We start from the raw sequence: 25,393 nt of genomic DNA, 5'->3' as shown, positions 1-25,393 counted from the left end.
CTCCAGTCTCGCACGCGGGACCGCCACCCCGACGGCCGTCAGACGCGGCGGCGGGTGACCAGCGCGACGCCGATCCCCACGGCGCCGACCAGGATCCCGGCCGCGCCGAGCCAGCGGCCCACGGGGTCGACGGCGGGCTCGTCGGCGGCGGCAGCGGCGCCGTCCGCGCCCGCCGCGGCGGTGTCCGTGTGGCCGGCCGTGGCGCCGTGCCCGTCGCCCTCGGCGGCGGTGGTCGTGAACACGGGGGCGGGGGCCTCCGGCTCCTTGCCGTCGTCACCGACCAGGTCGTCCCAGTCGACGACGCTGCCGTCGGTGTACGTCTGGTGGGCGGGGAGCACCACCTCGGTGCCCTCCGCGGGCAGCGCCCCGACGCGCACGGCGAACTCCTGGTACTCGTGCGGCGGCACCTCGTGGCCCTTCTGGGCCGTCCAGGTCACGCGCGCGGGGGCCTCGTCGACGGTCGCACCCTCGACCTCGAACGGCTCGTCGAGCTTCTCCACCTCCACCTCGACGTCCCAGCCGGGCAGGCTGCGCGGCGTGACGCTGAGGAACGGGGTGTCCGTGGGCAGGTCGACGACGAGCTGCTCCGTCGACGCGTTGTCCGACTCGGTCGGCACCCGGAACGTGAGGCTCGCGTAGCTCTCGGCGGCGGTCGTGTCCGGACTCACACCGACGTGCGCGTACGCCACGGTGGGCAGCAGCACGAGGACGGCGGTGGCGGGGACGGCCGCGAGGGCGCGGCGGGTGGGCAGGCTGAAGCGAGTCATGTGCTCGGTCCTTCGGTACGGGGTGGGTGGGAGGGCGTACGGCGACCCGCCTCCCGCCCGACACCGTCAGGCCGCGAGGCGCATCACCAGGGCCGACGACGGCGGCCCCCGCTCCGGCGCGACGTGCACGTCCACCCGGCCCGGTACCGTGCGGAGCACCGCCGGCACGGGGGCGCGCCGCACCGCCGGGAGCCGCAGCGGCTCCGCGGCGAGCGGCCGCACCAGCCACGACGCGAGCAGCCAGACGCCACGCTCGACGCCCACGAGGAGGCCGACGGAGACGAGGGTCGCCACCACGTGCCACGCGAGCATCCCGGGGGCGATCGCCGCCGGCTCGGCGGCCCCGACGCACGACCCGTACACCCCGGAGACGGCGCCGGCCAGGTGCGCGTGCGCGGCCCCGCCGTCGGGCAGCACGGACGGCGGGCAGGCGCCGGCGAGGTACGAGAACGCCTGGTGCGAGGCGTACTGGCCGAGGCCCGCCAGGGCCAGGCCGCCCGGCCAGCGGATCTGCCGCCGGACGGCGAACGCGGCGGCCGCGAGCAGCAGGGCGCCCAGCAGGGCGATCGCCTCGGCCGGCGGGACGTGACCGCCCGCCTCGACGTGCGCGGTCAGGGAGAGCGCCAGCACGACCGCCGCCCACAGGAGCGCGCGGCCGAGGCCCACTGCTCCCGAGGACGGCGTCAGCACGGCACAGACCCTACTTGGCGGGCTGGCCCTCGTCGCCGGTCTTGGTGCGCTTGACCTGCTCCACGGGCTCGATCGACTTCGCCGGCACGCAGCCCTCGGCGTTCAGCAGCGGCTGGTCGGACGCCAGCTCGACGTCCTCGGCGTCGAGGGGTGCCTCGAACTCCTCGCCGATGAGCAGGTCGATCTTGCGGTCGGTGCGGTCGTCGAGGACCAGCCGGATCTCGGGGAACTGCGCGGCGAGCGTGTACGCCTGCACGATGCCCTTGCGGCCGAACCGGATCTCCGACTCCTGGAGCTGCATCGGCACGTTGCCCTTGGCCACGATGCTGAACCCGCGGTCCGCGAGCACCGACTCGTGCGCGCTGGCCAGGCCGATCTCCTCCGACGCGTTCAGCAGGCGGACCTCGACGTCCGAGTAGGCGGTCGGCAGGGCGCCGTCGGGCTGGCCCTTCACCGGCGGCAGGCACGGGACGGGATAGGTCTCCTGCTCCCCCACGCCGACCGTGGTGAAGGGGCGGTTGAACGGCGAGCTGATGGCGCCGGAGTAGACCGCGAGCGCAAAGATGCCGCAGACCGCCAGGAACGCGATGAGCACACCGAAGACCACGGCCTGGCGCTCGTGCTCTCGGCGCCGGCGCTCCACGCGCGCCTGGTCGTACCCGGGGGATGTCACGCGATGAACCTACCTGAGGTCAGCGGATGGTGAGCACGCGAGCGTGCAGGACTGGACGTTGCTGGAGGGCGGCGCGCACGGCGCGGTGCAGGCCGTCCTCCAGGTAGAGCGTGCCCTCGTACTCCACGACGTGGGCGAACAGGTCGCCGTAGAACGTGGAGTCCTCCGCGAGGAGCTGGTCGAGGTCGAGGGTGCGCTTGGTGGTCACCAGCTCGTCGAGCCGCACCTGGCGGGGCGGCACGTCGACCCAGTCACGGGTGCGCGTCCGCCCGTGCTCGGGGTACGGGCGGCCGTCTCCTACGGCCTTGAAGATCATCGGTCCGTCCTCACTGGACTCGGCGGGGGCACGGTCCGGGAGCGGCTGTGCGAACCTGCCTGCTGACACCGGACGGCGCCCTGAACCCTACCGGAACGCGGATGCCGAGAACAGTTGGCGCCCAGCCCGGCGGCGGTCAGACGACCGGCACGTCGCGGCGCCGGAATCCGGCGAACGCGAGCGTGAGCAGGGCGAACGCGATCAGCAGCAACCAGCCCAGCGGAGCCCAGTCCACGTCGGCCCACGCCACTGCCGGCACGGCCGGGGCGTGTGCGAACGGCGACAGGTCGACGACGGCGTCCGGCAGGTCGAGCAGGCTGCCGAGCAGCGTCACCAGGAAGCTCGCCGCGATGACGGCCCACCCCAGACCCACCAGCCGAGGGAACCAGCCGAACAGCGCCGACGTGAGTCCGATCACGACCAGCACGGCCGGCACGTGCACCACGGCCGCGCCGAGGCCGTCGCCGAGCGACTCGCCCCACCCGGTGTCGGACGCCAGGGCGTTGCCCGCCCCGAGGGCGAGCCCCGCCACGCCGAGCAGCAGGATCGCCCCGCCGACCGCCCCGGCCAGCCAGGCAGCGAGGTATCCGGACCGGGACGTACGGGTGGCGAGCACCGCCTCGGTGCGCCCCAGTGCCTCCTCCCCGCGGATGTCCTGGACCACCGTGACGCCGTAGCCGGCACCCGCGTAGGCCGTCCAGGACATGATGAGCGCGGCGAAGCCCGCGGCGATGTCGGAACCCCGGACGCCCATGGCGGCGACGTACTCGGCGAACTGCTCGTTCTCGGTCACCAGGTTCCCGGCGGTCGCCATGAGGTACCCGACGAAGAACATGTAGACGCCGATCGAGACCGCCCAGATGACGAACGAGGAGCGGGTGAGCCGTGCCATGAGCGCCACGGTCGAGGTGAGCGACGTGGAGTGCGCCGGCCCGCGCCGTTCCGCGATCAGGCCCGCGCCCAGGTCGCGGTGCAGCGTGAGCCAGCCGGCGGCCACCCCGCCCACGACGAACAGCGCGGCGCACAGCAGGAACGGCCCGTGGTCGTTCGCGCCGTAGGGGTCGATCTGCTGCGCCCAGCCGACCGGGGAGACCCAGTGGAGCCAGCCCAGCTCGTCCGGGTCGACATCGGCCCCGCCGCGCAGCAGGTAGCCGCCGATGACGATCCACACGCCGATCGCGTTCGCCGCGCGGGACGACGACGCGACCTGCGCCGCCACCGCCGCGAGGCCGGACGCCGCCAGGCCGATCGCGGCGACCTGCGCGCCGAGGGCCACGGCGCCGGCGGACGGCCCCTCCGGCCACACCACCGCGGTGGTCAGCGCGCCCGAGACGATCGAGAAGAGCACGCCGACGACCAGGCCGGTGACGAGCGGCGCCAGCGATCCGACCCGGGCGGCCCGCACGAGCTCCAGCCGGCCGAGCTGCTCCTCCTTGCGGGTGTGCCGCACCACCGCCATGGCGGCGAGCACGCCGAAGACGGCGACCATGAAGATGCCGACGCGCCACGAGACGGTCGACGCGATCGACCCCGTGTTCTCGTAGGGCCCGAGCAGCACCAGGAACGCCGGGTTGGTCACCAGGGTGGCCTGGATCGTGTCGCGCTGCTCCTGGGTCCCGTACAGCTCGGACACGGAGCTCAGGGTGCTGACGAACAGCAGCACGCACACGAGGATCTGCGCGGGCAGGAGCACGCGGTCGCGGCGCAGCGCGAGCCGCAGCAGGTCTCCCGTGCCCGCGAACGCGCCGCGCAGCGCGAGCGCGGGACGCTCCAGGACCGGGACGGCCGGCAGCGTCGTCGCGCTCATCGCCGGCCCGCCTTCAGGGAGCCGCCGTCGGCGGGCGCGTCCTCGAGCCGCTCGAGCTCGTCGCCGTACTGCCGCAGGAACAGCTCCTCCAGCGACGGCGGCTCGATGGTCAGGCCGTGCGGCTCCAGGCTCGCCAGGGCCTGGGTGACCCGGGGCAGAGCGTCGTCGTCCACGTGGAACGCGATGCGGGACGACGCCGCCCCCGACGCCGCCGCGCCGCCGCCGTCGCTCACGACGAGGTCGTGCACGCCCGCGACCGAGTCCAGCACCGTGACGTCCCCGCTGACCACGGCCGAGACCTTGGACCGCGTGAGGTGGCGCAGCTCGGCGAGCGTGCCGGACTGCACGTCCTTACCGTTGCGGATGATCGTCACGGTGTCGCACAACGCCTCGACCTCGCCGAGGATGTGGCTCGAGAGCAGCACCGAGGTGCCCGTGGCCGTCGCCTCACGGATGGAGTCCTGGAACACCGCCTCCATGAGGGGGTCCAGACCCGAGGTGGGCTCGTCGAGCACCAGCAGCTCCGCGTCGGCGCTCAGCGCCGCGACCAGGGCGACCTTCTGCCGGTTGCCCTTCGAGTAGGTGCCGGCCCGCTTGGTGGGGTCCAGCTCGAAACGCTGGAGCATGCGCTCCTTGCGCGCCCGGTCGACCTTGACCCCGCGGAGCCGGAGGAGGAGGTCGATCGCCTCGCCACCGGTCAGCTTGGGCCAGAGCGTGACGTCGCCCGGCACGTACGCGAGGCGCCCGTGCAGGTCGACGGCCTGGGCGAACGGGTCGCCGCCGAGCAGGCTGGCCCGTCCGGAGTCGGGCCGGAGCAGGCCGAGCAGCACGCGGATGGTGGTGGACTTGCCCGCCCCGTTGGGGCCGAGGAATCCCGCGACCTCTCCCGGGCGGACGATCAGGTTCAGGCCGTCGAGCGCCTTCACGGCGCCGAACGACTTGTGCAGGTCGTGGATCTCGATCGCGGGTGTTGCGGTCATGGCTGGTTCGCTCTCTGACGTCGGGAGGGGGACGTGGCAGGGCGGCGCTCGACCGGCGGTCCGGTCAACCTGGGGCAGGCGTGGGCGCCACCTCGTCCGACGGAGGCGGGTCGGGAACGTACAGGAGGTACTCGTCGAGCATGCGGCGGGACGTGAGGAACCCCTCGGTGAACAGCTCCATCATGGGGAGGTAGCTGCTCGTGAGGTAGCCGCGGACGATGCCCACCAGGTCGGCGGGGTCGGACGGCGGGCTGAGCGTCACCTCGAGCAGCAGCGCGCCGAGGGACGAGAGCGTGAGGTACCGGGCCCGGGCGGCGTCGTCCCGGCTGGGCACGATCACGCCGGCGGCGACCCCGTCCCGGATGTAGCCGACGGAGTCCGTGACCATGTGGTCGATGAACTCGCGGGCCAGGGGGCTGCCGTCCTGCATGGACCGCAGGATGTAGCCGACCAGCGGCGCGTTCTCGTCGACGGCCGCGAACCGGTGGAAGAAGCTCTGGCCGGACGCGACGATCTCGACGTTCTCCTGCTTGAGCCGGCGGATCGTGGCCAGCACCTGCGCGTCGCACTCGGCGCGGAGCTTGTCCTTGGAGCCGAAGTGGTGCATCACCAGGCCGGCGCTCACCCCGGCGTCGGCCGCGACGGCCCGGACGGGCGCGCCGAAGCCCTCCACCGCGAACCGGCGGATCGCGGCATCGCGGATCCGGGCGCGGGCGGTGAGGTCCTCCGGACCGGCTGGTCCGGAGTGGGCTGAACGCATGTTCAACATGCTAACCACGCGTTCAGCCCACTGTCCAGGGTCAGCCCTCCGCGGTGCCGCGCCAGCGGCCGATCGCGCGCATGACGTGGTAGATGACCAGGGCCGATGCGGTGCCGAGTGCGATGCCGCCGAACTGCAGGTCGCCGGCCGTCCACGTGAAGTCGGCGATGCCGATGACGAGCGGCACGGCCGCCGTGGTCAGGTTCACCGGGTCGGAGAAGTTGACGTTCGCCTGCACCCAGATGCGGGCACCGAGGATGCCGATCATCCCGTAGAGCATCGTCGTCACACCGCCGAGCACGCCGTCCGGCACGGTGGCGATCAGCGCGCCGAACTTCGGCGAGAGGCTGAGGAGCAGCGCGCCGAACGCGGCCACCCAGTACGCCGCCGTGGAGTACACGCGGGAGGCGGCCATCACGCCGATGTTCTCCGCGTACGTGGTGGTGCCGGAGCCGCCGCCGAGGCCGGCGAGGGTGGTCGCCACGCCGTCGGCCAGGAGGGCGCGGCCGGTGAGCCGGTCGTAGTCCCGGCCCGTCATCGCGGCCACCGACTTCACGTGGCCCACGTTCTCCGCGATGAGCACCAGGACCACCGGGAGGAACAGCCCGAGCACGCTCGGGTCGAACGACGGCGCGGTGAAGTGCGGCAGGCCGAGCCAGCCGGCCGCCTCGACCTTCTCGAAGCTGACCTCGCCGCGGGCCGCGGCGAAGGCGTAGCCGATCACCACGCCGAGCAGGATCGCCAGGCGGCCGACGATGCCCCGGAACAGCACCTGGATCAGGATGATCGAGGCGAGGGTCACCACCGCCGTGACCGGGAACTTCTGGAAGTTGCTCCAGGCCACCGGCGCCAGGTTGAGCCCGATGAGCGCCACGATCACACCGGTCACGACCGGCGGCATGGCGATCTGGATCCAGCGCGGCCCGGCGAAGTGCACCACCACGCCGACGAGGGCCAGGAGCAGGCCGGTGGCGAGGATGCCGCCGATCGCCACGGACTGCCCGCCCGACGCCGTGGCCGCGGTGATCGGCGCGATGAACGCGAAGCTCGACCCCAGGTAGCTCGGGAGCTTGTTGCCCGTGACGAGCAGGAAGGTGATGGTGCCGATCGCCGAGAAGAACAGCGTGGTCGCCGGGTCGAAGTCGGTGAGGACCGGCACCAGGAAGGTGGCGCCGAACATCGCGACGATGTGCTGCAGGCCGATCCCGATGGTCCGTGGCCAGCTCAGCCGCTCGTGCGGTGCCACCACCTCTCCGGGTGCGATGCGGGCACCGTCACCGTGCAGCTTCCAGCCGAGTCGCATTGTGTTGTCCTTGATCTCGCAACGGGATTGTCGCGCGGATCCTATAGGTCAACAGGTGCGGCCGGGTCAGCAGGTGCCGCGGTACTCGCTGATCTGCTCGTCCGGCTCCGGCGCGGGGCAGAGGAACCGGGCGTAGCGCTCGTCGTCGTCCACGTAAAGCTTGAGCCACGAGATGCTGTACCTGGCGATGGTCGGGTCGGGGAAGTTCGGCGCGTCGTGCCTCGCGCCGCGCAGCTCGAGGTAGGCCTTGTCGCCACCGGCCGGGAGCGACTCGTACATCGGCTCGGCGTGCAGGCGCACCCGGGCGACCGTGTCACGCTCGGCCCCGACCACCAGGGTCGGTGCGCTGACCTCGGGAAACGTCTTGTCCACGTTCCACGGCGTGAGCGGCACGACCGCCCGCAGCCCGGGCCGGTCCTTGGCCGCCTCCAGGCTGCCGCCGCCGCCCATCGAGTGGCCCATCACCGCCAGGCGGGCGGGGTCGATCCGGTCCGCCACCGCGGTGTCCCGCAGCTGGTCCAGCGCGGCGAGGAGCTGGTCGCCGCGGCTGGCGGGCGAGTCGCCGCCGGTGAACGTGTCGATGGTCACGACCACGAAGCCCTGCGAGGCCAGCCGCGGGCCGAGCCACGCGATGCTCGCCTGCGTGCCCGTGTAGCCCGGCGAGACGGCGACCGCGCCGAACGTGCCCTCGGAGGTGTCGGTCGGGTAGTAGACCGTGCCGCCGCCGAACCCGACGGCGGCGGCCCGGGAGATGACGGCGACGCCGACGTCGAACGCGCCCAGCGGCGCCTCGACGCTCGCCTCGGTCGGATCCGGACCCCGCTGGAAGCCGCCGCCGGCAGCGGCGGCCGGCCCGACGACGAACGTCCCGGCGACGAGCGCCGTCGCTGCCAGAGAAGCACGGGCAACACGAGAAAAGCTCTGCATGACTTCTCCTGGGTGCGTCGCGGGGAGCGGCTGAGACGACCCTAGGGAACATTCACCGCGACGGCCTGCGGAAGCGAACGGGCCGCCCCGCGGTGACGGGGCGGCCCGGGAGCCAGGCGAGGACGCGTCAGCCGAGCTGCGGGCGCACCTCGCGCGCCACCAGGTCGAGGTGGTCGAGGTCCGCCAGGTCGAGCACCTGCAGGTAGACCCGCTGGACACCCTCTGCCTCCAGGGCCTTGAGCCGGTCCGCGGCCTCGGCGACGGTGCCGGCGATGCCGTGCTCGCGCAGCTCGCCGGGCTCGCGCCCGATCGCGGCGGCGCGGCGGGTGAACTCGGCCTCGTCCTGACCGATCGCGGCAACGAGCGCGACGGACTGGACGATCGAGCCGGGCGCGCGCCCGGCGTCGGACAGCGCCTTCTCGACCACCTTGATCCGCGGGCCGATCGCGTCGATCTCCGGGAAGGACTGGTTGTACTCGTCGCCGTACCGCGCCGCCAGCGCGGGCGTGCGGCGCGGGCCGCCGCCCCCGACGAGCACGGGGATCTTCGCCTGCGCGGGCTTGGGCAGCGCCGGCGAGTCGGTGACCTGGTAGTGCTCGCCGGAGAAGGAGAACTTCTCGCCCACGGGCGTGCCCCACAGCCCGGTGACGACGGCGAGCTGCTCCTCGAGGATGCCGAACCGCTTCTCGGGGAACGGGATCCCGTACGCGGCATGCTCGGCAGCGAACCAGCCGGTGCCGAGGCCCAGCTCCACGCGGCCGCCGGACATCTGGTCCACCTGCGCCACCTGGATGGCCAGCACGCCGGGGTGCCGGAACGTCGCCGAGGAGACGAGCGTGCCGAGCCGCACCGTGGACGTCTCGCGGGCGAGCCCGGCGAGCGTGATCCAGGAGTCGGTGGGGCCGGGCAGGCCGTCGCGGTCACCCATGGCGAGGTAGTGGTCGGAGCGGAAGAACGCGCTGAACCCGAGCCGCTCGGTCGCCCGGGCGACGGCGAGCTGGTCGTCGTAGGAGGCGCCCTGCTGGGGCTCGATGAAGATGCGCAGGTCGAGAGTCATGTTTCCTCTGGTGCCGTCGGTCAGTCGAACTGAGGGTCGGTGGTGCGCGACCGCTTGATCTCGTAGAAGTACGGGTAGCGCGCCAGCGCCACCGAGGCGTCGAACAGCGCGCCCGCCTCCTCGCCGCGCGGGATGCGCGTGAGCACGGGGCCGAAGAACGCGACGCCGTCGACGTGGAGGGTGGGCGTGCCGACGTCGTCCCCGACGGGCTTCATGCCGGCCTCGTGGGAGGCCGCGAGCTCCTCGTCGTAGTCCTCCGACACCCCGGCCCGCGCGAGCTCCGCGGGCAGGCCGGCCTCGGCGAGCGCCGCGACGGCCACTGCGTCGAAGTCCTTGTCCTGCTGGTTGTGGATGCGCGTGCCGGCGGCGGTGTAGAAGGCCGAGAAGGCCTCGGGGCCGTGGTCGGTCTGGACGGCCGCCGCGACGCGGCCGATCCCGCGGGAGCGCTCGATGCGCGCCCGGTAGTCGTCGGGGATGTCCCGGTCCTTGTTGAGCAGGTAGAGGCTCATCAGCTTGAAGGTGAGCTCGACGTCGCGGATCTGGGCCACCTCGAGGGCCCAGCGCGACGTGATCCAGGCGAAGGGGCAGAGGGGGTCGACGTAGACGTCGACGACGGGACGGGCTGCGGTCTCGGTCACGCGCAGCAGACTACGCTCACTGCGTGACCGGGATCCGATGGGGAAGTCTCGCCACCGTCGTGGGTGGCGGGGTGATCTTTCTGGTGTGTCTGGTGGGTGTGATCCTCGGTCATCCGTGGTCCGCGGTACCCGGTGTTCTCGGCCTGCTGATGGCCGTGCGCGAGGTGCGCTACCTGCGCAGACTGCAGTCAGGGAAGATCTCCGGCAAACGGGAAAATTCGCATCATGAACCGCATTCTTCGCTCAAAGACTCTTCACGGCGCCCGGGGGACACGCGGTAGCCTGCCTGGCATGACCGCCGTCCGTACCCACACGCACGCGCAGGCAGTCGACGCCGCGGTGGACCTGTTCACCCGACAGGGGTACGAGGGAACCACCGTCGAGGAGATCGCCGACGCCGCCAAGGTGAGTCGTGCGACGTTCTTCCGCCGGTTCCGCTCGAAGGAGGACGTGGTCTTCGCGGACCACGAGCTGCTGCTCGAGGAGGTGGTGGTCATGCTGGCCGCGACCCGCCCCGACGCGCGGGCGAGCGAGGAGTCCGGCCACGACCTGGGCCGGGGCTGGGACCCCGACGTCGACCCGTACCTCGAGGTGTGCCGCGCGGCGCGCATGGTGTTCGACCACCACGTGGGCCAGCGCGAGACCTCGCTGGCCCGGTACGCCCTGCTGCAGCAGGTCCCGGCCCTGCGCGACCGGGAGCTCATCACCACGCACCGCTACGAACGGGCGTTCACGCACTACCTGCGCGACACCCTGCCGCCCGAGCGCTCCGCCTCCACGGCGTCGATCGCGTTCGCGGCCTCGGTGGTCGCGGTGCACAACGCGATCCTGCGGCGCTGGCTGCGCACGCCGTCGCTCGAGCTGCGGCCCGAGCTGGAGGAGGCCTTCGCCGACCTGCGGCGCGCCGCCGTGCTCGGCACGGCCGCCAGCCCCCTGGCCGACGACGGCACCCCGGTCACCCGCCGCGTCGTCGTCACCGTCGTCGAGGGGGTGGCCGGTCCCGACGAGGTGGCCCGCGCCGTCCGGGACGCGCTCGTCTGACACCCGGCGGCCGTCCGAGGCCTGCGGTGCTTCCGGCCGGGAATGCCGCCGTGGCATCCTGTGTTCCGCTAGACATCGTGCAGCAGCAGTTGCACACGTGCTCCGGGGTCGGTGAAATTCCGAGCCGGCGGTGACAGTCCGCGACCCGGGTCGCTCCTTCGGGAGAACCCGGTTGACCTGGTGGAACTCCAGGACCGACGGTGAAAGTCCGGATGGGAGGAAGCACGTGCGGCGCGCGCCGTCGACCCCTCGGGGTCCCGGTACCGCACCGTCGTCGGCGCCCTCGTGGCGCGCCGGCCCTCACCCCGGAGTCCCCGTGTGCGGACCTGGAGAGGGAAGAGAAATGGACTGGTTCCGCGCCGCCTATGACGCGACATTCCTGGTCGGCGACCAGCAGATCTACTGGCGCGAGGTCATCGGCAACCTGTTCGGCCTGACCTCCGCGCTCGGCGGCCTGCGCCGCAAGGTGTGGGCGTGGCCGGTGGGCATCGTCGGCAACATCCTGCTCTTCACCGTCTTCATGGGCTCCTGGTTCGGCGAGACGGGGCGGGCCGACATGCTGGGCCAGGCCGCCCGGCAGATCATGTTCATCGCGGTCTCGATCTACGGCTGGTACCGCTGGCGGCAGACCCAGCGGGCCGGCGGCGCCGGCACCGTCGCGGTGCACCCGCGCTGGGCCTCGTGGCGGGTCCGCATCGGCCTCGTGACCGGCATGCTCGCCGGGACCCTGCTCCTGACCCCCCTCTTCCGCGCCCTCGGCTCGTTCGAGCCGGTCTGGGCCGACGCCTGGATCTTCACGGGCTCCGTGCTCGCCACCTACGGCATGGCCAAGGGCTGGGTCGAGTTCTGGCTGATCTGGGTGGCCGTCGACCTCGTGGGCGTCCCGCTGCTGTTCTCCGCCGGGTACTGGGCCACCGCGCTGATGTACGTGATCTACGGGGCGTTCACGCTGTTCGGCTTCTTCGCGTGGTGGCGCATCAGCCGCCGGGAGAACGCCGGGCCGGACCGCACGGCGGTCGCGACGGCCTGATCGCGTACCGTCGGCGCTCGTGAACGCACAGGAGCGCACGGCCAGGATCGGGATCGTCGGCTCGGGCTTTCGCGCCCGCACCATGCTGCGGGTGCTGCACGCCCTGCCGGACCGCTTCGAGGTGGCCGGGGTCGCCACCCGCAACGCGGCGGACCGCGAGGGGCTGGCGAGCCGCGGCCTGCCCGCCGCCGGGCTGCCGGGGCTTCCCGCCCCGGCCTTCGCCTCGGTGCCGGAGCTGCTCGACGGCGGCGCCCCGGACCTGGTGCTGCTGACGCTCCCCGCGGGCGCGGCCCAGCCGGTGATCCGCGACCTGGCCGCCGCCGGGGTACCCGTGCTCACGGAGACGCCGGCGGCCGGCACGGTCGAGGAGCTGGCCGCGCTGCAGCGGCTCGTGGACGACGGCGCCTGCGTGCACGTGGCCGAGCAGTACCACCTGGAGCCGCTGATCGAGGCGCAGCTCGCGGTCGCGGCGTCCGGCCTGCTGGGCACCGTGACGGACGCGCACGTCGCCGTCGCGCACGACTACCATGGCATCAGCGTGCTGCGCCGCGCCCTGGGCGCCGGCTTCGAGGACGTCGAGATCACCGCCCGGCGCGACGCCCGCCGGGTGCTGCCGAGCCCCAGCCGGGCGGACGACCCCGACGACCTCACCCTCGTCGACACCGTGCACGCGACCGCGTGGCTGGACTTCGGCGACCGCCTCGGCACCTACGAGTTCGACGACGTCCAGTACCGCTCCTGGGTCCGCTCCCCCGCCCTGCTGGTCCGCGGCGAACGGGGTGAGCTGCGCGACGACGTCGTACGCACGATCGGTACCGACGGACAGCCCCTGCGCTCCACGCTGGAGCGGGTGGCCGCGGGCGGCGCCGGCAGCCACGAGGGCCTGTTCCTGCGCGGGTACACGCTCGACGGCGAGTGGGCGTACCGCAACGCGTTCCGCCCAGCCCGCCTGCCCGACGACGAGCTGTCGATCGCGCGCATCGTGGCCGACATGGCCGACCACGTGCTGCACGGGGCGACGCCGCCGTACTCCGTGGCCGAGGCGGCGCAGGACCAGTACCTCCAGCTCGAGGTGCGCCGCGCCGCGGCGTCGGGCGAACGGGTGCGGACCCGGCCGCAGCCGTGGGCGCACGGGCACGCCTGCCGCCACACCGAGGCGTCGATCGGGTGAGACGTAGTATCGCTTGACCTGAGATCCGGTACCGGCGCACCATGGGAGGCATGACTCAGACCCCCGGGGTGACGGCGCCCGCCTACGACGTCTCGCAACCGCTCGACATCGACTTCGCCGGCGTGTTCGCCGACATCACGGAGGAGGAGCGGGCCCAGCAGCTCGCCGTCCGCCAGTTCGTGCAGGACGAGGTGCTCCCCGTCATCGACGGCTACTGGGAGCGGTACGAGGTACCGATGGACCTGGTCAAGCGCATGGCCGAGCTGGACTTCCTGCGCGACGGCGTGGACGTGCCCGGCTTCCCGAAGATCTCCAAGATGGCCGAGGGTCTGTCCGCGATGGAGATGTCGCGCGGCGACGGCTCCGTGACCACCATCTGCGGCGTGCAGGGCGGCCTCGCGCTGCGCTCGATCGTGATGCTCGGCTCCGACGAGCAGATCGAGAGGTACGCCGGCCCGATGGCCCGCGGCGAGATCCTGGGCGCCTTCGCGCTCACGGAGCCCACGCACGGCTCGGACTCCGTGGGTCTGGAGACCTCCGCCGTGAAGGAGACGCGTGACGGCGTCGAGGGGTACGTGATCAACGGCGAGAAGAAGTGGATCGGCTTCGGCTCGATCGGCGACATCTCGGTGGTGTGGGCCAGACACGTGGGGGACGGCGGCGACAACGCAGTCCACGGCTACATCGTGCCGCAGGACACCCCGGGCTACGAGGCCACGACCATCCAGGGCAAGCTCTCCCTGCGCGCCATCCACCAGGCGCACATCGTGCTGAACGACGTGTTCGTGCCGGCCGACAGCCTGCTGCCCAAGTCCCGGTCCTTCAAGGACACCGGCCGCGTGCTGTTCGCCACGCGGCTCGGCGTGGCCTGGGGCGCCGTGGGGCAGGCCATCGCCTGCTACGAGACGGCCGTGGCCTACGCCAAGCAGCGCGTGCAGTTCGGCCGGCCGCTCGCGGCGAGCCAGATGGTGCAGGAGCGCCTGACGAAGATGCTGTCGATCCTCACCCAGATGCAGCTCCTCGTGAAGCAGATGACACGGCTCGACGAGGCCGAGCAGCTCACCGGCCCGCAGGCCTCGCTCGCGAAGTACACCTGCACGCGCGGCGCCCGCGAGATCGCGTCGATCGCCCGCGACCTGCTCGGCGGCAACGGCATCCTGCTGGAGAACCGCGTGGCCCGGCACTTCGCCGACATCGAGGCCCTGCACACCTACGAGGGCACCGAGAGCATGCAGGCCCTCATCATCGGCCGCGAGATCACGGGCACCAGCGCCTTCGCCTGAGCGCTCCGTAGGTAGGGAAAACCCCACCCGCACCCGGTGGGGTCACTCAATGTGCCGGGGGCGCCGGTCCGCCTAGTGTCGTGTCCATGACCAGCGATGACGGCCCGACGCCGGCGCCCCCGCCCCGCACCCTCGCGGACCAGGTGGCCCCCGCGCTCGTCTCGGGCCCGGCGTTCTTCCGCGCCCCGTACGACGCCGCCACCGGACGCGCCTTCGCCGCCCTCGCGGTCGGCTGGATCTGGCACCTCACGGGTGGCCTGATCCTGTGGATCCTCGTGGTGGTCTCGGCCGGGATCGTCCCGGCGCTCGGCATCGGGCTCCCGCTCCTCGCGATCTCCCTGGTCGCGGCGCGCTGGTTCGGCGCGGCCGAGCGCGCCCGCATCGCCGCCCAGACCGGGGTCGCCATCCCCGCCCCACTGCCCCTGGGCAGCGCACCGCGCGGCTTCTGGTCGAGGCTGTGGGCGCCGATCCGCGACGGCCGCGCCTGGGCAGCCACGCTCTATGCGTTCCTCGCGATGCTCCTGACCTCCGTGTTCTTCGCGGTCTCCACCGGCCTGGCTGCGGGAGCGGCCGCCGCGGTGGCCTTCGTGGCACTGGGCCGGGGCAGCTCCCTCGCCGAATGGTCCGGCGACCGGGTGGCGGTTTCGATCGCACTGTCCTGGCCGGCCACCGTGGTCGGCGCGCTCGTCGGGGCCGTCGTGCTCGGGTGGGCGGCCGCCGCCCTCGCGCAGTACGGGTCGTACCTCATGGTGCGCCTCGCGACGGTCCTGCTCGGCCCGTCCGCGGCCGAGGTGGCCCATGCCCGCGCCGCCGCCGCCGAGCGGGAGACGCGCCTGGCCGAGGCCGCCGCGCACACCGCCCGCGAGCGCGCCGTGGTGCTCACCGAGTCGCGCACCGCGGCGGTGTCCGCCGCCGACACCGAGCGCCGCCGCATCGAACGCGACCTGCACGACGGTGCCCAGCAGCGCCTGGTCGCCCTCGGCGTCGAGCTCGGCGTCGCGCGCCGGCTGGCCGACAAGGACCCCGAGCACGCCGTCGCCGCCCTGGAGCTCGCGCACCGCGAGATCAAGGAGACCCTCGCCGAGCTGCGCGACCTGGTGCGCGGCATCCACCCCGCCGTCCTCTCCGACCGCGGGCTCGACGCGGCCCTGTCCGCGCTCGCGGGCCGCAGCCCGGTCCCGGTGCGCGTGGAGGTCACGGGCGACCTCTCGCCCGCCAGCGCTGCCGCACAAGCCGCCGCGTACTTCGTGGTCGCGGAGGCCCTGACCAACGTGGCCAAGCACGCCGCGGCGGACATGGTCCTGGTGCACGCGAGCCTGGTGCCGGACGACCACCCGGCGCGCCTGCGCGTCGCGGTGTCCGACGACGGCCGCGGCGGCGCCGAGCTGTCGCCCGGCAGCGGCCTCGCCGGCCTGCGCGGCCGGGTCGCGGCCCTGGACGGCACCTTCGAGCTCGACAGCCCGCCCGGCGCGGGAACCCGCCTGACCGTGGAGGTCCCGTGCGCATCGTGATCGCGGAGGACTCAGTGCTCCTCCTGGACGGCCTCACCCGCCTGCTCGTGGCGGAGGGCCACGAGGTGACCGGGTACGGCACGGCCGACCGTCTCGTCCTCGCGCTGTCGACGCCGGGGGCTCCGCTGCCCGACCTGCTCATCACCGACGTCCGCATGCCGCCGTCGCACACCGACGAGGGACTGCGCGCCGCCGTGCACCTGCGCAGCCTGCACCCGGACCTGCCCGTGCTCGTGCTGTCGCAGTACGTGGAGCAGAGCTACGCGAGCGAGCTGTTCGCCCGCGGCGCGCGCGGCCTGGGCTATGTGCTCAAGGACCGCGTGGCCGACGTCGACGAGTTCCTCGACGCCGTCGCCCGGGTGTCCGGGGGCGGCACCGTCGTTGACCCCGAGGTGGTCACGCAGATCATCGCCCGCCATCCCGGCTCCGACCTCGACGTCCTGACCCGCCGCGAGCGCGAGGTGCTCGCGCTCATGGCCGAGGGACGTTCCAACGCCGCCATCGCGGACCGCCTCGTCGTGGGGCTGGCCGCCGTGGAGAAGCACGTCACCAACATCCTGACCAAGCTCGGCCTCCCGCCGGCCGCCGACGACCACCGCCGGGTGCTCGCCGTGCTGCGCTGGCTCGACCAGAACGGAGCACGCTGATGACCCAGCCTCCCCCGGACGACTACGTGCAGGACGCCGGATACCCGCCGGTGCCGCCCCAGCGCGGGGCGACCGCCCGCGTGCTGACCACGCTCGGCGTGGTGCTCGGAGTCGTCGTCGTCGGCTTCGGGGCGCTGTTCCTCGTGGACCTGATGGTGTCCGAGACCACCACGACCCGGCACACGTACGCGGCCGCGGAGACCGTCGAGCTGGTCGCCGACGGCGACGTGACGGTCACCGCGGGCGACGGCGACGTCGTGGTGGACGCCGTCGCCCACAGCGGCGTGCGGGAGCCGCGGTACGCGGCGGACGAGTCCGCGAACCGGCTGGAGATCACGCACCGCTGCGGGTCGTCCGTCATCTTCTCCCGCTGCTCCGGCGAGCTCGACGTGACGCTGCCCGCCGGCACCGAGGTGGTGGTGCGCACCGAGAACGGCGACGTCGTCGCGAGCGGCGTGGCCGGCGACGTGTCCGTGCACACGAGCAACGGCCGGGTCGAGGCCACCGACATCGCCGGCCCGCTGTCGGCCCGCTCCAGCAACGGCGACATCACGGTCGCGAACGCGGGCGCCGACGTGGAGGTCTCCACCTCCAACGGCGAGATCTCCGTGGGCGACGTGGACGGCACGGTCACCGGCGACACCAGCAACGGCCGGATCACCGTCGACTCGGTGACGGGCGACGCCTCGGCGACGACCAGCAACGGGTCGGTGGAGATCTCGGCCGTGGCCGGGAACGTCTACGCCGAGACCAGCAACGGCCGGATCACGGTGCACGGCGACGGCGAGCCGGTGGCCCTGACGATGCGGACGTCGAACGGCGACGAGATCGTCGAGGGCCCGGTCGACCCGGATGCCGCCCGCACCGTCGAGATGCGCAGCTCGAACGGGGACGTCGCCTACCTCGACGAGTAGGCGACGTCGCCGGCCCGCCCCGCGCGACGTTCAGCCGGTGAACGTCAGCCAGAGCAGGGTGACGTTCAGCGCCACGATCACGCCCGCGACCACCCAGGCCAGCACCTGGGTGGTCACGGCGTTCCGGTGCTCGCCCAGCAGCTCGCGGTCCCGGGTGAGCCGCACGAGCGGGATCATCGCGAACGGGATGCCGAAGCTCAGCACCACCTGGCTCACGACCAGCAGCCACGTGGGCGAGATCCCGGTCATGAGCAGCACGATCGCGGGCAGCAGCGTGACCAGGCGGCGGGTCAGCAGCGACACGCGGATCCGGAGCAGGCCGGACATGATCTCCGCCCCCGCGTAGGCCCCGACGGACGTGGACGCCAGCCCCGAGGCCAGCAGCCCGACCGCGAACAGCACGCCCACGACCGGCCCGAGGGTGCCGGCGATGGCGGCGTGCGCGCCCTCGATGGTGTCGGTCCCCTCCCGGCCCGCGAGGTTCGCGGCGGCGAGCAGCAGCATCGCGATGTTCACGCTCCCGGCCAGGATCAGGGCCAGCACCACGTCGACGCGCGTGGCGCGCAGGATGCGCGGCACCGACGTGGACGGTGCGTGCAGGTGGTCGCGGGCCAGCGAGGAGTGCAGGTAGATCGCGTGCGGCATCACCGTGGCGCCGAGCATGGAGGCGGCCAGGAGCACGGAGTCGGCGCCCTGGAGGCGGGGCACGAGGCCGGCCAGCATGGCGGCCGGGTCGGGCGGGGAGAAGAACAGGCCGGCGCAGAAGCCGACCGTGAGCACGGCGAGCATCGAGGTGACGACGCCCTCGAAGGCCCGCTGGCCGCGCCGCTGCTGCACCGCCAGCACGAGCAGGGACACCACCCCGGTGATGACGCCGCCCAGCACGAGCGGCACGCCGAACAGCAGGTTCAGCGCGATGGCACCGCCGATCACCTCGGCGAGGTCGGTCGCCGCGGCGACGACCTCCGCCTGCGCCCAGTACGCCAGCCGCGCCGGGCGGGGCAGCCGCTCCCCCAGCACCTCGGGCAGCGACCGGCCCGTGACCACGCCGAGCTTGGCCGACAGGTACTGCACCAGCACCGCCATCGCGTTGGCCGCCACGAGCACCCAGACGAGCAGGTACCCGAACCGCGCGCCCGCGGTGAGGTTCGCGGCCACGTTGCCGGGATCCACGTAGGCGATGGCCGCCACGAAGGCGGGTCCGAGCAGCACGAAGAGGCGGGCGCGGCCGGTACGTGGCTGCGCGGCGGTGCGAGTCATCTGGGCTCCAGAAAGTTCGGGTCCCCGAACTCTAACTCGCGAATGTCCGAACTTGTACCCGTCCCGGCCGATCGCCGACGCGGCCCTCGATCAGTGCAAGGATGTGGCCCGTGCCGAGCCCGTCAGACCTGTCGACATCGCCCAAGGCCGTGGGCCAGGACATCCTGCGGTCCGCCGTCCGCGTGCTCTCGTCCTGGCCGGCCCTGTGGGTCGCGTTCGCCCTCACCCACGCCTGGATCATCTTTCAGGCCTGGGTCTTCGGGGGGCAGATCCTCGGCGACGTGAACCTGTACGAGTGGTGGGTCCGCAACGGCATGAACACCGGGTCGTGGCCCGTGTTCACCTACGCCTGGGTCTACCCGCTCGGCGCCCTGGGACCGATGACGATCCCCGCGCTGTTCACCGACACCACGCCCGCGTACGACTGGGTATGGATGGGCATGGTCACCGCCGCCAACGCCGGGGCCGTCGCCCTGCTCGGCCGGGCCAAGCCCCACGGGCGCGCCGCCGTCTGGTTCTGGCTGTTCTTCCTCGTCATGCTCGGACCCATCTGGATCGGCCGGCTCGACGGCCTGCTGGCGCCGATCATCCTCGTCGCCCTGCTGATCGCGGCGCGGCGGCCGGCCCTCGCGATGGCCCTGGCCACCGTGGGCGCGTGGATCAAGATCGCCCCGGGTGCAGTGGCCCTGGCGCTGGCCGCCACGGCGTCGGACGCCAAGGCCTTCCTGAGGAACGTGGTGCTGCCGGGCGCGGCGGTGTCCGCCGTCGTCATCGGCATCGCCTTCGCGGGCGGCGGCCAGGACAACGTGCTGGACGTGTTCGGCGAGCAGGGCGACCGGCAGCTGCAGGTCGAGGCCGTCGCCGCCACGCCGTTCACGGTGGCCCGGCTCTGGGACTCCTCGATCCAGGTCGAGTACGACGACGTCATCTTCACCTACGAGGTGCTCGGCGACGGCGCCGACGCCGTCGCGCAGGCGCTCGACGTGGCCCTCCCGGTCGCCGCGCTCCTGATCGCGGCCCTGATCTGGTGGGCGGCCCGGCGCCGGCCGGAGCGCGTCGGCGACATCCTGCTGGTCGGCGCGGCCGCCGAGCTGCTCGCGCTGATCGTCTTCAACAAGGTGGGCTCGCCGCAGTTCATCGCGTGGATCGGTCCGCCCGTCGCGGCGGCGATCGCGCTCGGCAGCCGCAGCCAGGGCACGCGGCGCACGTGGTTCGTGCCCGCGGTCGGCACCCTGGTCGTGGCCCGGCTGACCATGGAGATCTACCCGCTCCGGTACGGCGAGTTCCTGGGCGGCTGGCCGCTGGCGACGAGCGTCGGCGCGCTGCGCAACGTGCTGCTGGTGGCCCTGCTCGTCGGCGCGATCATCCGGCTGTCCCAGCTCGCCTTTGCCCGCAAGGTGCCGACCAGAACGAGTTGAGGGTCACTTCAGGGGTGTTCCCCATGCCAGGGGCCTGGTGGCTCCGCTACGGTCAGGATTGTGACATCGTGTGTAGCGGTTACCGTCTCGACGCCACCCGTTCCCCGACTCGCCGCACGGAGGACTTCGTCCGGACATCGACGACCGGCAGGTTCGTAGCGTGCGAGTAGCCATCGTTGCGGAGAGCTTCCTCCCGCAGGTGAACGGAGTCACCAACTCCGTCCTGCGGGTCCTTGAGCACCTTCACGAGCGTGGGGACCAGGCCATGGTCCTCGCGCCCGACGCCGACGCGTCGATCGGCCACGTCCCGCCCTTCGTGAGCGGTGCCCCCGTGGTCGAGCTCGGCTCCATCGGCTTTCCCGGGTATCCGGACGTGCGCCTGGTCGTGGGCAAGAAGTGGCGCACCGAGCGCACGCTGGCCACGTTCGCGCCCGACGTCGTCCACCTGGCCTCCCCCTTCATCCTCGGCTGGCGCGGCATCCTCGCCGCCGAGCGGCTGGGCCTGCCGAGCGTCGCCGTCTACCAGACCGAGGTGCCCGGTTACGCGGCGCGGTACGGGCTGGGCCACTTCGAGCCGCTGCTCTGGAAGCGGGTCAAGGACATCCACGAGCGCGCGACGATGACGCTCGCGCCGTCGACCGCGACCATGCGCCAGCTCGAGAACCACGGCATCCCCAACCTGCGCCTGTGGGGCCGCGGCGTGGACACGCGCGCGTTCCACCCGCAGTTCCGGGACGAGGCCTGGCGCCGCCGGGTCGGTGCCGGGCACGAGATCCTGGTGGGCTACGTGGGCCGCCTGGCCGCCGAGAAGCAGGTCGAGGCGCTGCGCGTGGTGCAGGACCTGCCGAACGTGCGCCTCGTGATCGTCGGCGACGGGCCCGAGCGGGACGAGCTGCGGCAGGTCCTGCCCGCCGCCCACTTCACCGGCCTGCTGCGCGGGGCCGAGCTGTCCCGGGCGATGGCGAGCCTCGACGTGTTCGTGCACCCGGGCGAGCTGGAGACCTTCGGCCAGACGCTGCAGGAGGCGCACGCCAGCGGCGTCCCCGTCGTCGCGCCCGCCGCGGGCGGCCCGCTGGACATCGTCCGGCACTCCCACGACGGCTGGCTGTACCCTCCAGGTGACCACGAGGCGCTCCGCGCCCGCGTCGTCGACCTGGTGGGCGACGAGCGCAAGCGGCGGGCCTTCGGGACCGCGGCGCGCGAGCGCGCCGAGGGCCGCACGTGGCACGACATCTGCTCCGAGCTCATGGGGCACTACGACGACGCGATCCGGGTGCACGCGAGAGCCGGCTCAGCGGAGGTATAACTTGCGAATCGTCCACGTCGCGAACTTCTACAGCCCTCGTTCCGGGGGCATCCGAACTGCGATGCACGCCATGGCCGGGCAGTACCTCTCCCGGGGGCACGAACCCGTGCTCGTCGTGCCGGACAGGCGGGACGGAGTGACGCACGTGGACGGGGTGCGGGTGGTCAGCCTGGCGGCGCCGCGCGTGCCGTTCAGCGGCGGGTACCGCGCGGTGGTGCGGCCCGGCAAGATGCGGGGGCTGCTGGAGACGCTGGCGCCCGACCGCCTCGAGGTGAGCGACCGCACCACCCTCGCCGGCCTGGGCGACTGGGCGCGCGAGGCCGGCATCCCGTCGCTGATGATGCTGCACGAGCGGGTCGACGGCGTGCTGCGGTCCTGGCTCCCCGGCGGCGCCGAGGGCGGCTACGCGGCCGAGTTCGGCGCGGCGGCGACGCCCGCGCTCGCCGACCGGTACAACCTCGCCACGCTCACCCGGTTCGACCGGCTCGTGGCCACCACCCACTTCGCCGCGGGCGAGGTGGAGCGCCTGGCCGAGCGTGTGCGGGGCACCACGCTGCCGCCGCTGTACCGGGTGCCGCTCGGTGTCGATCTGGAACGGTTCCGGCCCGACCGGTACTCGGCCGAGGCCCGCGCCGAGTACGCGCCGCCCGGCACCGCGCTCATCGTGCTCGCGAGCCGCCAGTCCACGGAGAAGCGGCCCGACCTCGCGATCGACGCCGCCGCCCAGCTCGTGCGTGACGGGCGCCCCGTGCGGCTCGTCGTCGCCGGCTCCGGACCGCTGCTGCCCAAGATGCGGCGCCGCGCCGAGGCCGCCGGGCTCCCGCACCGGTTCCTCTCGTTCATCCCCGACCGCGACCGCCTCGCAACCCTGCTGACCTGCGCCGACGCGGTCATCGCCCCCGGGCCGATCGAGACGTTCGGCCTCGCCGCGCTGGAGGCTCTGGCCTCCGGGACGCCCGTGGTCTGCAGCTCGTCGAGCGCGCTCCCCGAGGTGGTCGGCACCGCCGGGGCCGCCGCCCCGCCGGAGGCGTCGGCACTCGCCCTCGCCCTGCACGAGGTGCTGGACCGCGACGTGGAGGTGCGGCGCAAGGAGGCCCGGGCCCGCGCCGAGCTCTTCCCGTGGAGCGCCACCGGCGACGCGATGCTCGACCTGCACTCGCGCAAGGCCTTCGACCTGGCGGACGTCGGCACCGGGGGGCGACGGTGAGATGACGGCGCCGGCGGGACGCGAGAGCTGCTTCCGACTGGTCGCCCTCGGTGACTCGATCACCGCGGGCGTGGGCGACACCGTCGGCCCGGACGCCGCTCACGGCCCCGGCTGGGCCGCGCACCTCGCCGCCGTGCTCGGCGTGGCAGAGTTCTCGAACCTCGCCACCAACGGCGCCCGCTCCCGCGACGTCGCGGACACCCAGCTCGACGCCGCGCTCGCGCTCCGCCCCGCGCTCGCCACCGTGCTGGTGGGCGGGAACGACGTGCTGCGCAGCGACTTCGACGCCCGGTTCACGCTCGCCGACCTGCACCGTTGCGTCGGCGAGCTGCGCCGCGCCGGGACCGACGTCGTGCTCGTGCGGCTCCCCGTGATCGGTCTCTTCGAGCTCACGCCCCGGCTGGTCCGGCGCGTGATGCGGCGCCGGGTCGCGGCGATCAACGCGGCGGTCGACGAGGTCGCGGCGGCGGCCACGGCAGAGGGCCCGGACGTCGCCGGCACGAACCCGGCCCGGGGACGCGTCGTCGTGATCGACGCCGCGGAGGCGATCGCCCCGGCCGGTGCCAAGGCCTGGCACGTCGACCGGGTGCACCCGTCGCCCGCCGGGCACCGGCGGCTGGCGCTCGGCGTCGCGACCGCGCTGGCGGACGTCGACCCGGCCTACGCGGCGGCCGCCCGCGCCGCCCGGCTCCCGGGGGCGCCCGACCCGCCGTCGGCGCGCCAGCGACTGGTCTGGCTCCTGCGGGCCGGGCTGCCGTGGTGCGTGCGGCGGGGACGCGACTTTCTCCCGGGCCTGCTCCGCTCCGTGGTGCACGACCTGCGCTCGGAGCGGGCGTTCGAGCCCGGGAGCATGGTCACGAGCCTCGCCGACTCGGGTCTGGACCCCCGCCGGAGGATCGGCCGGGGCTGACCGGCCGCATCGCGTCGATGATCCGGGTCCAGTTGTCGCCGCCGTGGCCGTGCTCGCGGGCCCACGTGTAGTACGCGCGGACGGCGGCGGGCAGCCCGGCGTCGACCCCCACGGCCTCGCTCGCTGCCATGATGTGGTCGGCGGTCGCGCCCATCATCGTCACGGTGCTCAGGTGGCCCGGGTGCTCGCCGGCCTCGAGCTGCGCGGCCGGGTTCTCGCCCGCCTCCAGCATCTCGGCGGTACCGGACAGGGTCTGCAGAAGCTCCGGCAGCGCCGCCGTCGGCGACACTCCCGCGGTCTCCAGCAGCGCCGTGGCGTGCATCAGCGCCGCGAGCGACGTGAGGAACACGTCGAGGTTGGCCTGGTACATGAGCTGCGCCAGCCCGGGGTCCGCCCCGAGGTAGCGCGGCGCGCCGATCGTGCCCAGCGCCGCTCGGTGGGTCTCCAGCAGCTCGGCCGGGCCGCTGTAGTAGACGTACGCCGCCGCCGTGCCCACCATCGGCGCGGGGGTCATCACGCCGCCGGTCAGGAACCACGCGCCGTGCTCCGCCGCCCAGGCGGCGCCCTCGCGGGACCGGTCGGGCGAGTCCGAGCTGAGGTTCACGAGCGTGCGGCCCGCGAGCGCCGCCGGCGCCGTTGTCGTCGGCCCGAGGATGTCGTACATGGCCTGGTAGTCGGTGAGGCTGAGGATCACCAGGTCGCTCGCGGCCACGGCGTCGGCGGGTGTGGCCGCGAGCCGCGCCCCGGCCGCGACGACGTCGGCCGCACGGCCCGGCGTCCGGTTCCAGACGGTGACGGGATGGCCCGCGGCGAGCAGCGACCGGACCATGGCCTGGCCCATCGGGCCCAGGCCGATCAGGGTGACGGGGGCGCTCATCGCACGACCTCCGCCCGGCCTGCCCGGAGGCTCTCGTAGAGCCGGGCGAAGCCCTCGGCGCCGTGGCCGGCCGCGATCTGGCGGCTGATGAGCTCCTGGACCGCGGCGACGGGTGCGGGGTCGACGCCCTGCTCCTCGCTGGCGCGCACGATGTGGCTGAGGTCGGAGAAGTCCAGGCTCTGCTGACCCGCGACGGTGTAGTCGCCGCCGTCGACCACCGCGGCGTCGTGGGCGAAGCCGGCCGTCATCTCGCTGAGGAACGGCGTGGCTCGGGCCGCGAACTCGGTGGCGGACACCCCGACGGAGCCGACCATCGCGGCCCCGTGCAGGAACCCCGCGAACATCGTGTACATGCCCGAGAGCATGGCGAGGTCGTACAGGGAGGCCAGGCCGCTGTCGGCGCCGTCGTACGTGCTGGTGGCCCAGCGGTCGAGCACGGCCCGCGCGGCGTCGAACACCTCTGCGGAGCCGCTGTACAGGATCGATGCCTCGGCGGTGCCGATCATCGGCGGCGTGGCCATGATCGCGCCGTCAAGGTGGTCGACACCGTGCCGCTCCGCCCAGGCGGCGAGCTCGCGGGCCTCGTTCGGGGTGGTGGTCGTGAGGTTGACCAGCGCGCTCCCCCGCATCGTGCCGATGACGGGGTCGAGCGTCTCGTGCACGGACGCGTGGTCGAGCAGGCAGACGACGACCAGCCGGTGGGCGGTCACGGCGTCGGCGATGTCCGACGGCGCCGTGGCCCCGCGGGCGACCAGGTCGGCGGCGCGGGCGGGGGTGCGGTTCCAGACGGCGGTGGGATGGCCGGCGTCGAGCAGCGCGGCGGCCAGGGCGCTGCCCATCGCGCCCAGTCCGAGCACCGTGACGCCGGTGCTTCCGGGGGTGGTCATTCGGGTGATCTCC

Annotated in this window: 26 protein-coding genes, 1 pseudogene and 1 riboswitch; of the genes and pseudogenes, 12 read left to right on the top strand and 15 right to left on the bottom strand. The window is 73.4% G+C overall.

Features of this window, described 5'->3' with window-relative positions; translation table 11 throughout:
* Window positions 1-38 precede the first annotated feature (38 nt).
* The 12 genes and pseudogenes from QRN56_RS25115 to QRN56_RS25065 form a co-directional block, all read right to left on the bottom strand.
* Complete coding sequence (locus QRN56_RS25115; RefSeq protein ID WP_285107922.1) at window positions 39-767, bottom strand: YcnI family copper-binding membrane protein; 729 nt, start codon at window positions 765-767, stop codon at window positions 39-41.
* 66 nt (window positions 768-833) lie between these two features.
* Entirely contained in the window at window positions 834-1,457 is a 624-nt protein-coding gene (locus QRN56_RS25110) for a hypothetical protein (protein WP_285107920.1), read from the bottom strand.
* Window positions 1,458-1,467: 10 nt separating this feature from the next.
* Window positions 1,468-2,130, bottom strand: a complete 663-nt coding sequence (locus QRN56_RS25105; protein WP_285107918.1) for a LytR C-terminal domain-containing protein — start codon at window positions 2,128-2,130, stop codon at window positions 1,468-1,470.
* Window positions 2,131-2,149: 19 nt separating this feature from the next.
* Window positions 2,150-2,446 carry a type II toxin-antitoxin system VapB family antitoxin gene (locus QRN56_RS25100; RefSeq protein WP_285107916.1) on the bottom strand — a complete coding sequence of 99 codons (297 nt, stop codon included), beginning with the start codon at window positions 2,444-2,446 and terminating at the stop codon, window positions 2,150-2,152.
* A gap of 136 nt (window positions 2,447-2,582) precedes the next feature.
* Complete coding sequence (locus tag QRN56_RS25095) at window positions 2,583-4,253, bottom strand: ABC transporter permease (RefSeq protein WP_285107914.1); 1,671 nt, start codon at window positions 4,251-4,253, stop codon at window positions 2,583-2,585.
* A complete protein-coding gene (locus tag QRN56_RS27710) occupies window positions 4,250-4,792 on the bottom strand; it encodes an ATP-binding cassette domain-containing protein (RefSeq protein WP_502928837.1) in 543 nt (180 codons plus the stop codon). The genes QRN56_RS25095 and QRN56_RS27710 overlap by 4 nt, the downstream gene beginning before the upstream one ends.
* Before the next feature lie 15 nt (window positions 4,793-4,807).
* Window positions 4,808-5,158, bottom strand: a pseudogene (locus QRN56_RS27705) (ATP-binding cassette domain-containing protein); the annotation flags it as partial.
* 139 nt (window positions 5,159-5,297) lie between these two features.
* Window positions 5,298-5,993: a TetR/AcrR family transcriptional regulator gene (locus QRN56_RS25085; protein ID WP_285107910.1), complete on the bottom strand. Its 696-nt coding sequence runs from the start codon at window positions 5,991-5,993 to the stop codon at window positions 5,298-5,300.
* A gap of 40 nt (window positions 5,994-6,033) precedes the next feature.
* Window positions 6,034-7,296: a uracil-xanthine permease family protein gene (locus QRN56_RS25080; protein WP_285107908.1), complete on the bottom strand. Its 1,263-nt coding sequence runs from the start codon at window positions 7,294-7,296 to the stop codon at window positions 6,034-6,036.
* A 66-nt stretch (window positions 7,297-7,362) separates the two neighbouring features.
* Window positions 7,363-8,223, bottom strand: a complete 861-nt coding sequence (locus tag QRN56_RS25075) for a poly(ethylene terephthalate) hydrolase family protein (protein ID WP_285107906.1) — start codon at window positions 8,221-8,223, stop codon at window positions 7,363-7,365.
* A gap of 127 nt (window positions 8,224-8,350) precedes the next feature.
* Window positions 8,351-9,280, bottom strand: a complete 930-nt coding sequence (locus tag QRN56_RS25070; protein ID WP_285107904.1) for an LLM class F420-dependent oxidoreductase — start codon at window positions 9,278-9,280, stop codon at window positions 8,351-8,353.
* Between the two features lie 20 nt (window positions 9,281-9,300).
* Entirely contained in the window at window positions 9,301-9,918 is a 618-nt protein-coding gene (locus tag QRN56_RS25065) for a mycothiol-dependent nitroreductase Rv2466c family protein (RefSeq protein ID WP_285107902.1), read from the bottom strand.
* A gap of 23 nt (window positions 9,919-9,941) precedes the next feature.
* On the opposite strand from QRN56_RS25065, the gene QRN56_RS25060 reads away from it, so the two are divergent.
* The 8 genes from QRN56_RS25060 to QRN56_RS25025 all read left to right on the top strand — a co-directional run bounded on the left by QRN56_RS25060 (window position 9,942) and on the right by QRN56_RS25025 (window position 17,515).
* The gene (locus tag QRN56_RS25060; RefSeq protein WP_285107900.1) at window positions 9,942-10,199 is read left to right on the top strand and encodes a hypothetical protein; all 258 of its coding nucleotides are present in this window, start codon (window positions 9,942-9,944) and stop codon (window positions 10,197-10,199) included.
* A gap of 10 nt (window positions 10,200-10,209) precedes the next feature.
* Window positions 10,210-10,959, top strand: a complete 750-nt coding sequence (locus QRN56_RS25055; protein ID WP_285107898.1) for a TetR/AcrR family transcriptional regulator — start codon at window positions 10,210-10,212, stop codon at window positions 10,957-10,959.
* 93 nt (window positions 10,960-11,052) lie between these two features.
* Window positions 11,053-11,189, top strand: a riboswitch (FMN riboswitch).
* Between the two features lie 113 nt (window positions 11,190-11,302).
* Complete coding sequence (gene pnuC, locus QRN56_RS25050; RefSeq protein ID WP_285107896.1) at window positions 11,303-11,989, top strand: nicotinamide riboside transporter PnuC; 687 nt, start codon at window positions 11,303-11,305, stop codon at window positions 11,987-11,989.
* Window positions 11,990-12,008: 19 nt separating this feature from the next.
* A complete protein-coding gene (locus tag QRN56_RS25045; RefSeq protein ID WP_285107894.1) occupies window positions 12,009-13,160 on the top strand; it encodes a Gfo/Idh/MocA family protein in 1,152 nt (383 codons plus the stop codon).
* A gap of 50 nt (window positions 13,161-13,210) precedes the next feature.
* Window positions 13,211-14,443: an acyl-CoA dehydrogenase family protein gene (locus QRN56_RS25040; protein ID WP_285107892.1), complete on the top strand. Its 1,233-nt coding sequence runs from the start codon at window positions 13,211-13,213 to the stop codon at window positions 14,441-14,443.
* 86 nt (window positions 14,444-14,529) lie between these two features.
* Entirely contained in the window at window positions 14,530-15,954 is a 1,425-nt protein-coding gene (locus QRN56_RS25035) for a sensor histidine kinase (RefSeq protein ID WP_285107890.1), read from the top strand.
* Window positions 15,942-16,601: a response regulator transcription factor gene (locus QRN56_RS25030; RefSeq protein WP_285107888.1), complete on the top strand. Its 660-nt coding sequence runs from the start codon at window positions 15,942-15,944 to the stop codon at window positions 16,599-16,601. The genes QRN56_RS25035 and QRN56_RS25030 overlap by 13 nt, the downstream gene beginning before the upstream one ends.
* Entirely contained in the window at window positions 16,601-17,515 is a 915-nt protein-coding gene (locus QRN56_RS25025) for a DUF4097 family beta strand repeat-containing protein (protein WP_285107886.1), read from the top strand. The genes QRN56_RS25030 and QRN56_RS25025 overlap by 1 nt, the downstream gene beginning before the upstream one ends.
* Window positions 17,516-17,545: 30 nt before the next feature.
* On the opposite strand, the gene QRN56_RS25020 is transcribed toward QRN56_RS25025, so the two are convergent.
* Window positions 17,546-18,775, bottom strand: coding sequence for an Nramp family divalent metal transporter (locus QRN56_RS25020; RefSeq protein ID WP_285107884.1), 1,230 nt, complete (start codon window positions 18,773-18,775; stop codon window positions 17,546-17,548).
* Between the two features lie 101 nt (window positions 18,776-18,876).
* Between QRN56_RS25020 and QRN56_RS25015 the strand changes: the two genes are divergently transcribed.
* The 4 genes from QRN56_RS25015 (at window position 18,877) to QRN56_RS25000 (ending at window position 23,616) form a co-directional block, all read left to right on the top strand.
* Entirely contained in the window at window positions 18,877-20,193 is a 1,317-nt protein-coding gene (locus QRN56_RS25015) for a glycosyltransferase 87 family protein (RefSeq protein WP_285107882.1), read from the top strand.
* A gap of 160 nt (window positions 20,194-20,353) precedes the next feature.
* Window positions 20,354-21,499, top strand: a complete 1,146-nt coding sequence (locus QRN56_RS25010; RefSeq protein WP_285107880.1) for a glycosyltransferase family 4 protein — start codon at window positions 20,354-20,356, stop codon at window positions 21,497-21,499.
* Between the two features lies 1 nt (window position 21,500).
* Window positions 21,501-22,706, top strand: a complete 1,206-nt coding sequence (locus QRN56_RS25005; protein ID WP_285107878.1) for a glycosyltransferase — start codon at window positions 21,501-21,503, stop codon at window positions 22,704-22,706.
* A gap of 1 nt (window position 22,707) precedes the next feature.
* Window positions 22,708-23,616, top strand: coding sequence for a GDSL-type esterase/lipase family protein (locus tag QRN56_RS25000; RefSeq protein ID WP_285107876.1), 909 nt, complete (start codon window positions 22,708-22,710; stop codon window positions 23,614-23,616).
* On the opposite strand, the gene QRN56_RS24995 is transcribed toward QRN56_RS25000, so the two are convergent.
* Together QRN56_RS24995 and QRN56_RS24990 are read right to left on the bottom strand one after the other, a co-directional pair.
* Complete coding sequence (locus tag QRN56_RS24995; RefSeq protein WP_285107874.1) at window positions 23,561-24,493, bottom strand: NAD(P)-dependent oxidoreductase; 933 nt, start codon at window positions 24,491-24,493, stop codon at window positions 23,561-23,563. The genes QRN56_RS25000 and QRN56_RS24995 overlap by 56 nt on opposite strands.
* Window positions 24,490-25,380, bottom strand: a complete 891-nt coding sequence (locus tag QRN56_RS24990; protein WP_285107871.1) for an NAD(P)-dependent oxidoreductase — start codon at window positions 25,378-25,380, stop codon at window positions 24,490-24,492. The genes QRN56_RS24995 and QRN56_RS24990 overlap by 4 nt, the downstream gene beginning before the upstream one ends.
* Window positions 25,381-25,393: the final 13 nt, after the last annotated feature.

It is taken from the genome of Promicromonospora sp. MEB111 (assembly GCF_030209445.1).
Lineage (GTDB): Bacteria > Actinomycetota > Actinomycetes > Actinomycetales > Cellulomonadaceae > Promicromonospora.
This window is presented reverse-complemented; position numbering and strand designations above follow the sequence as displayed.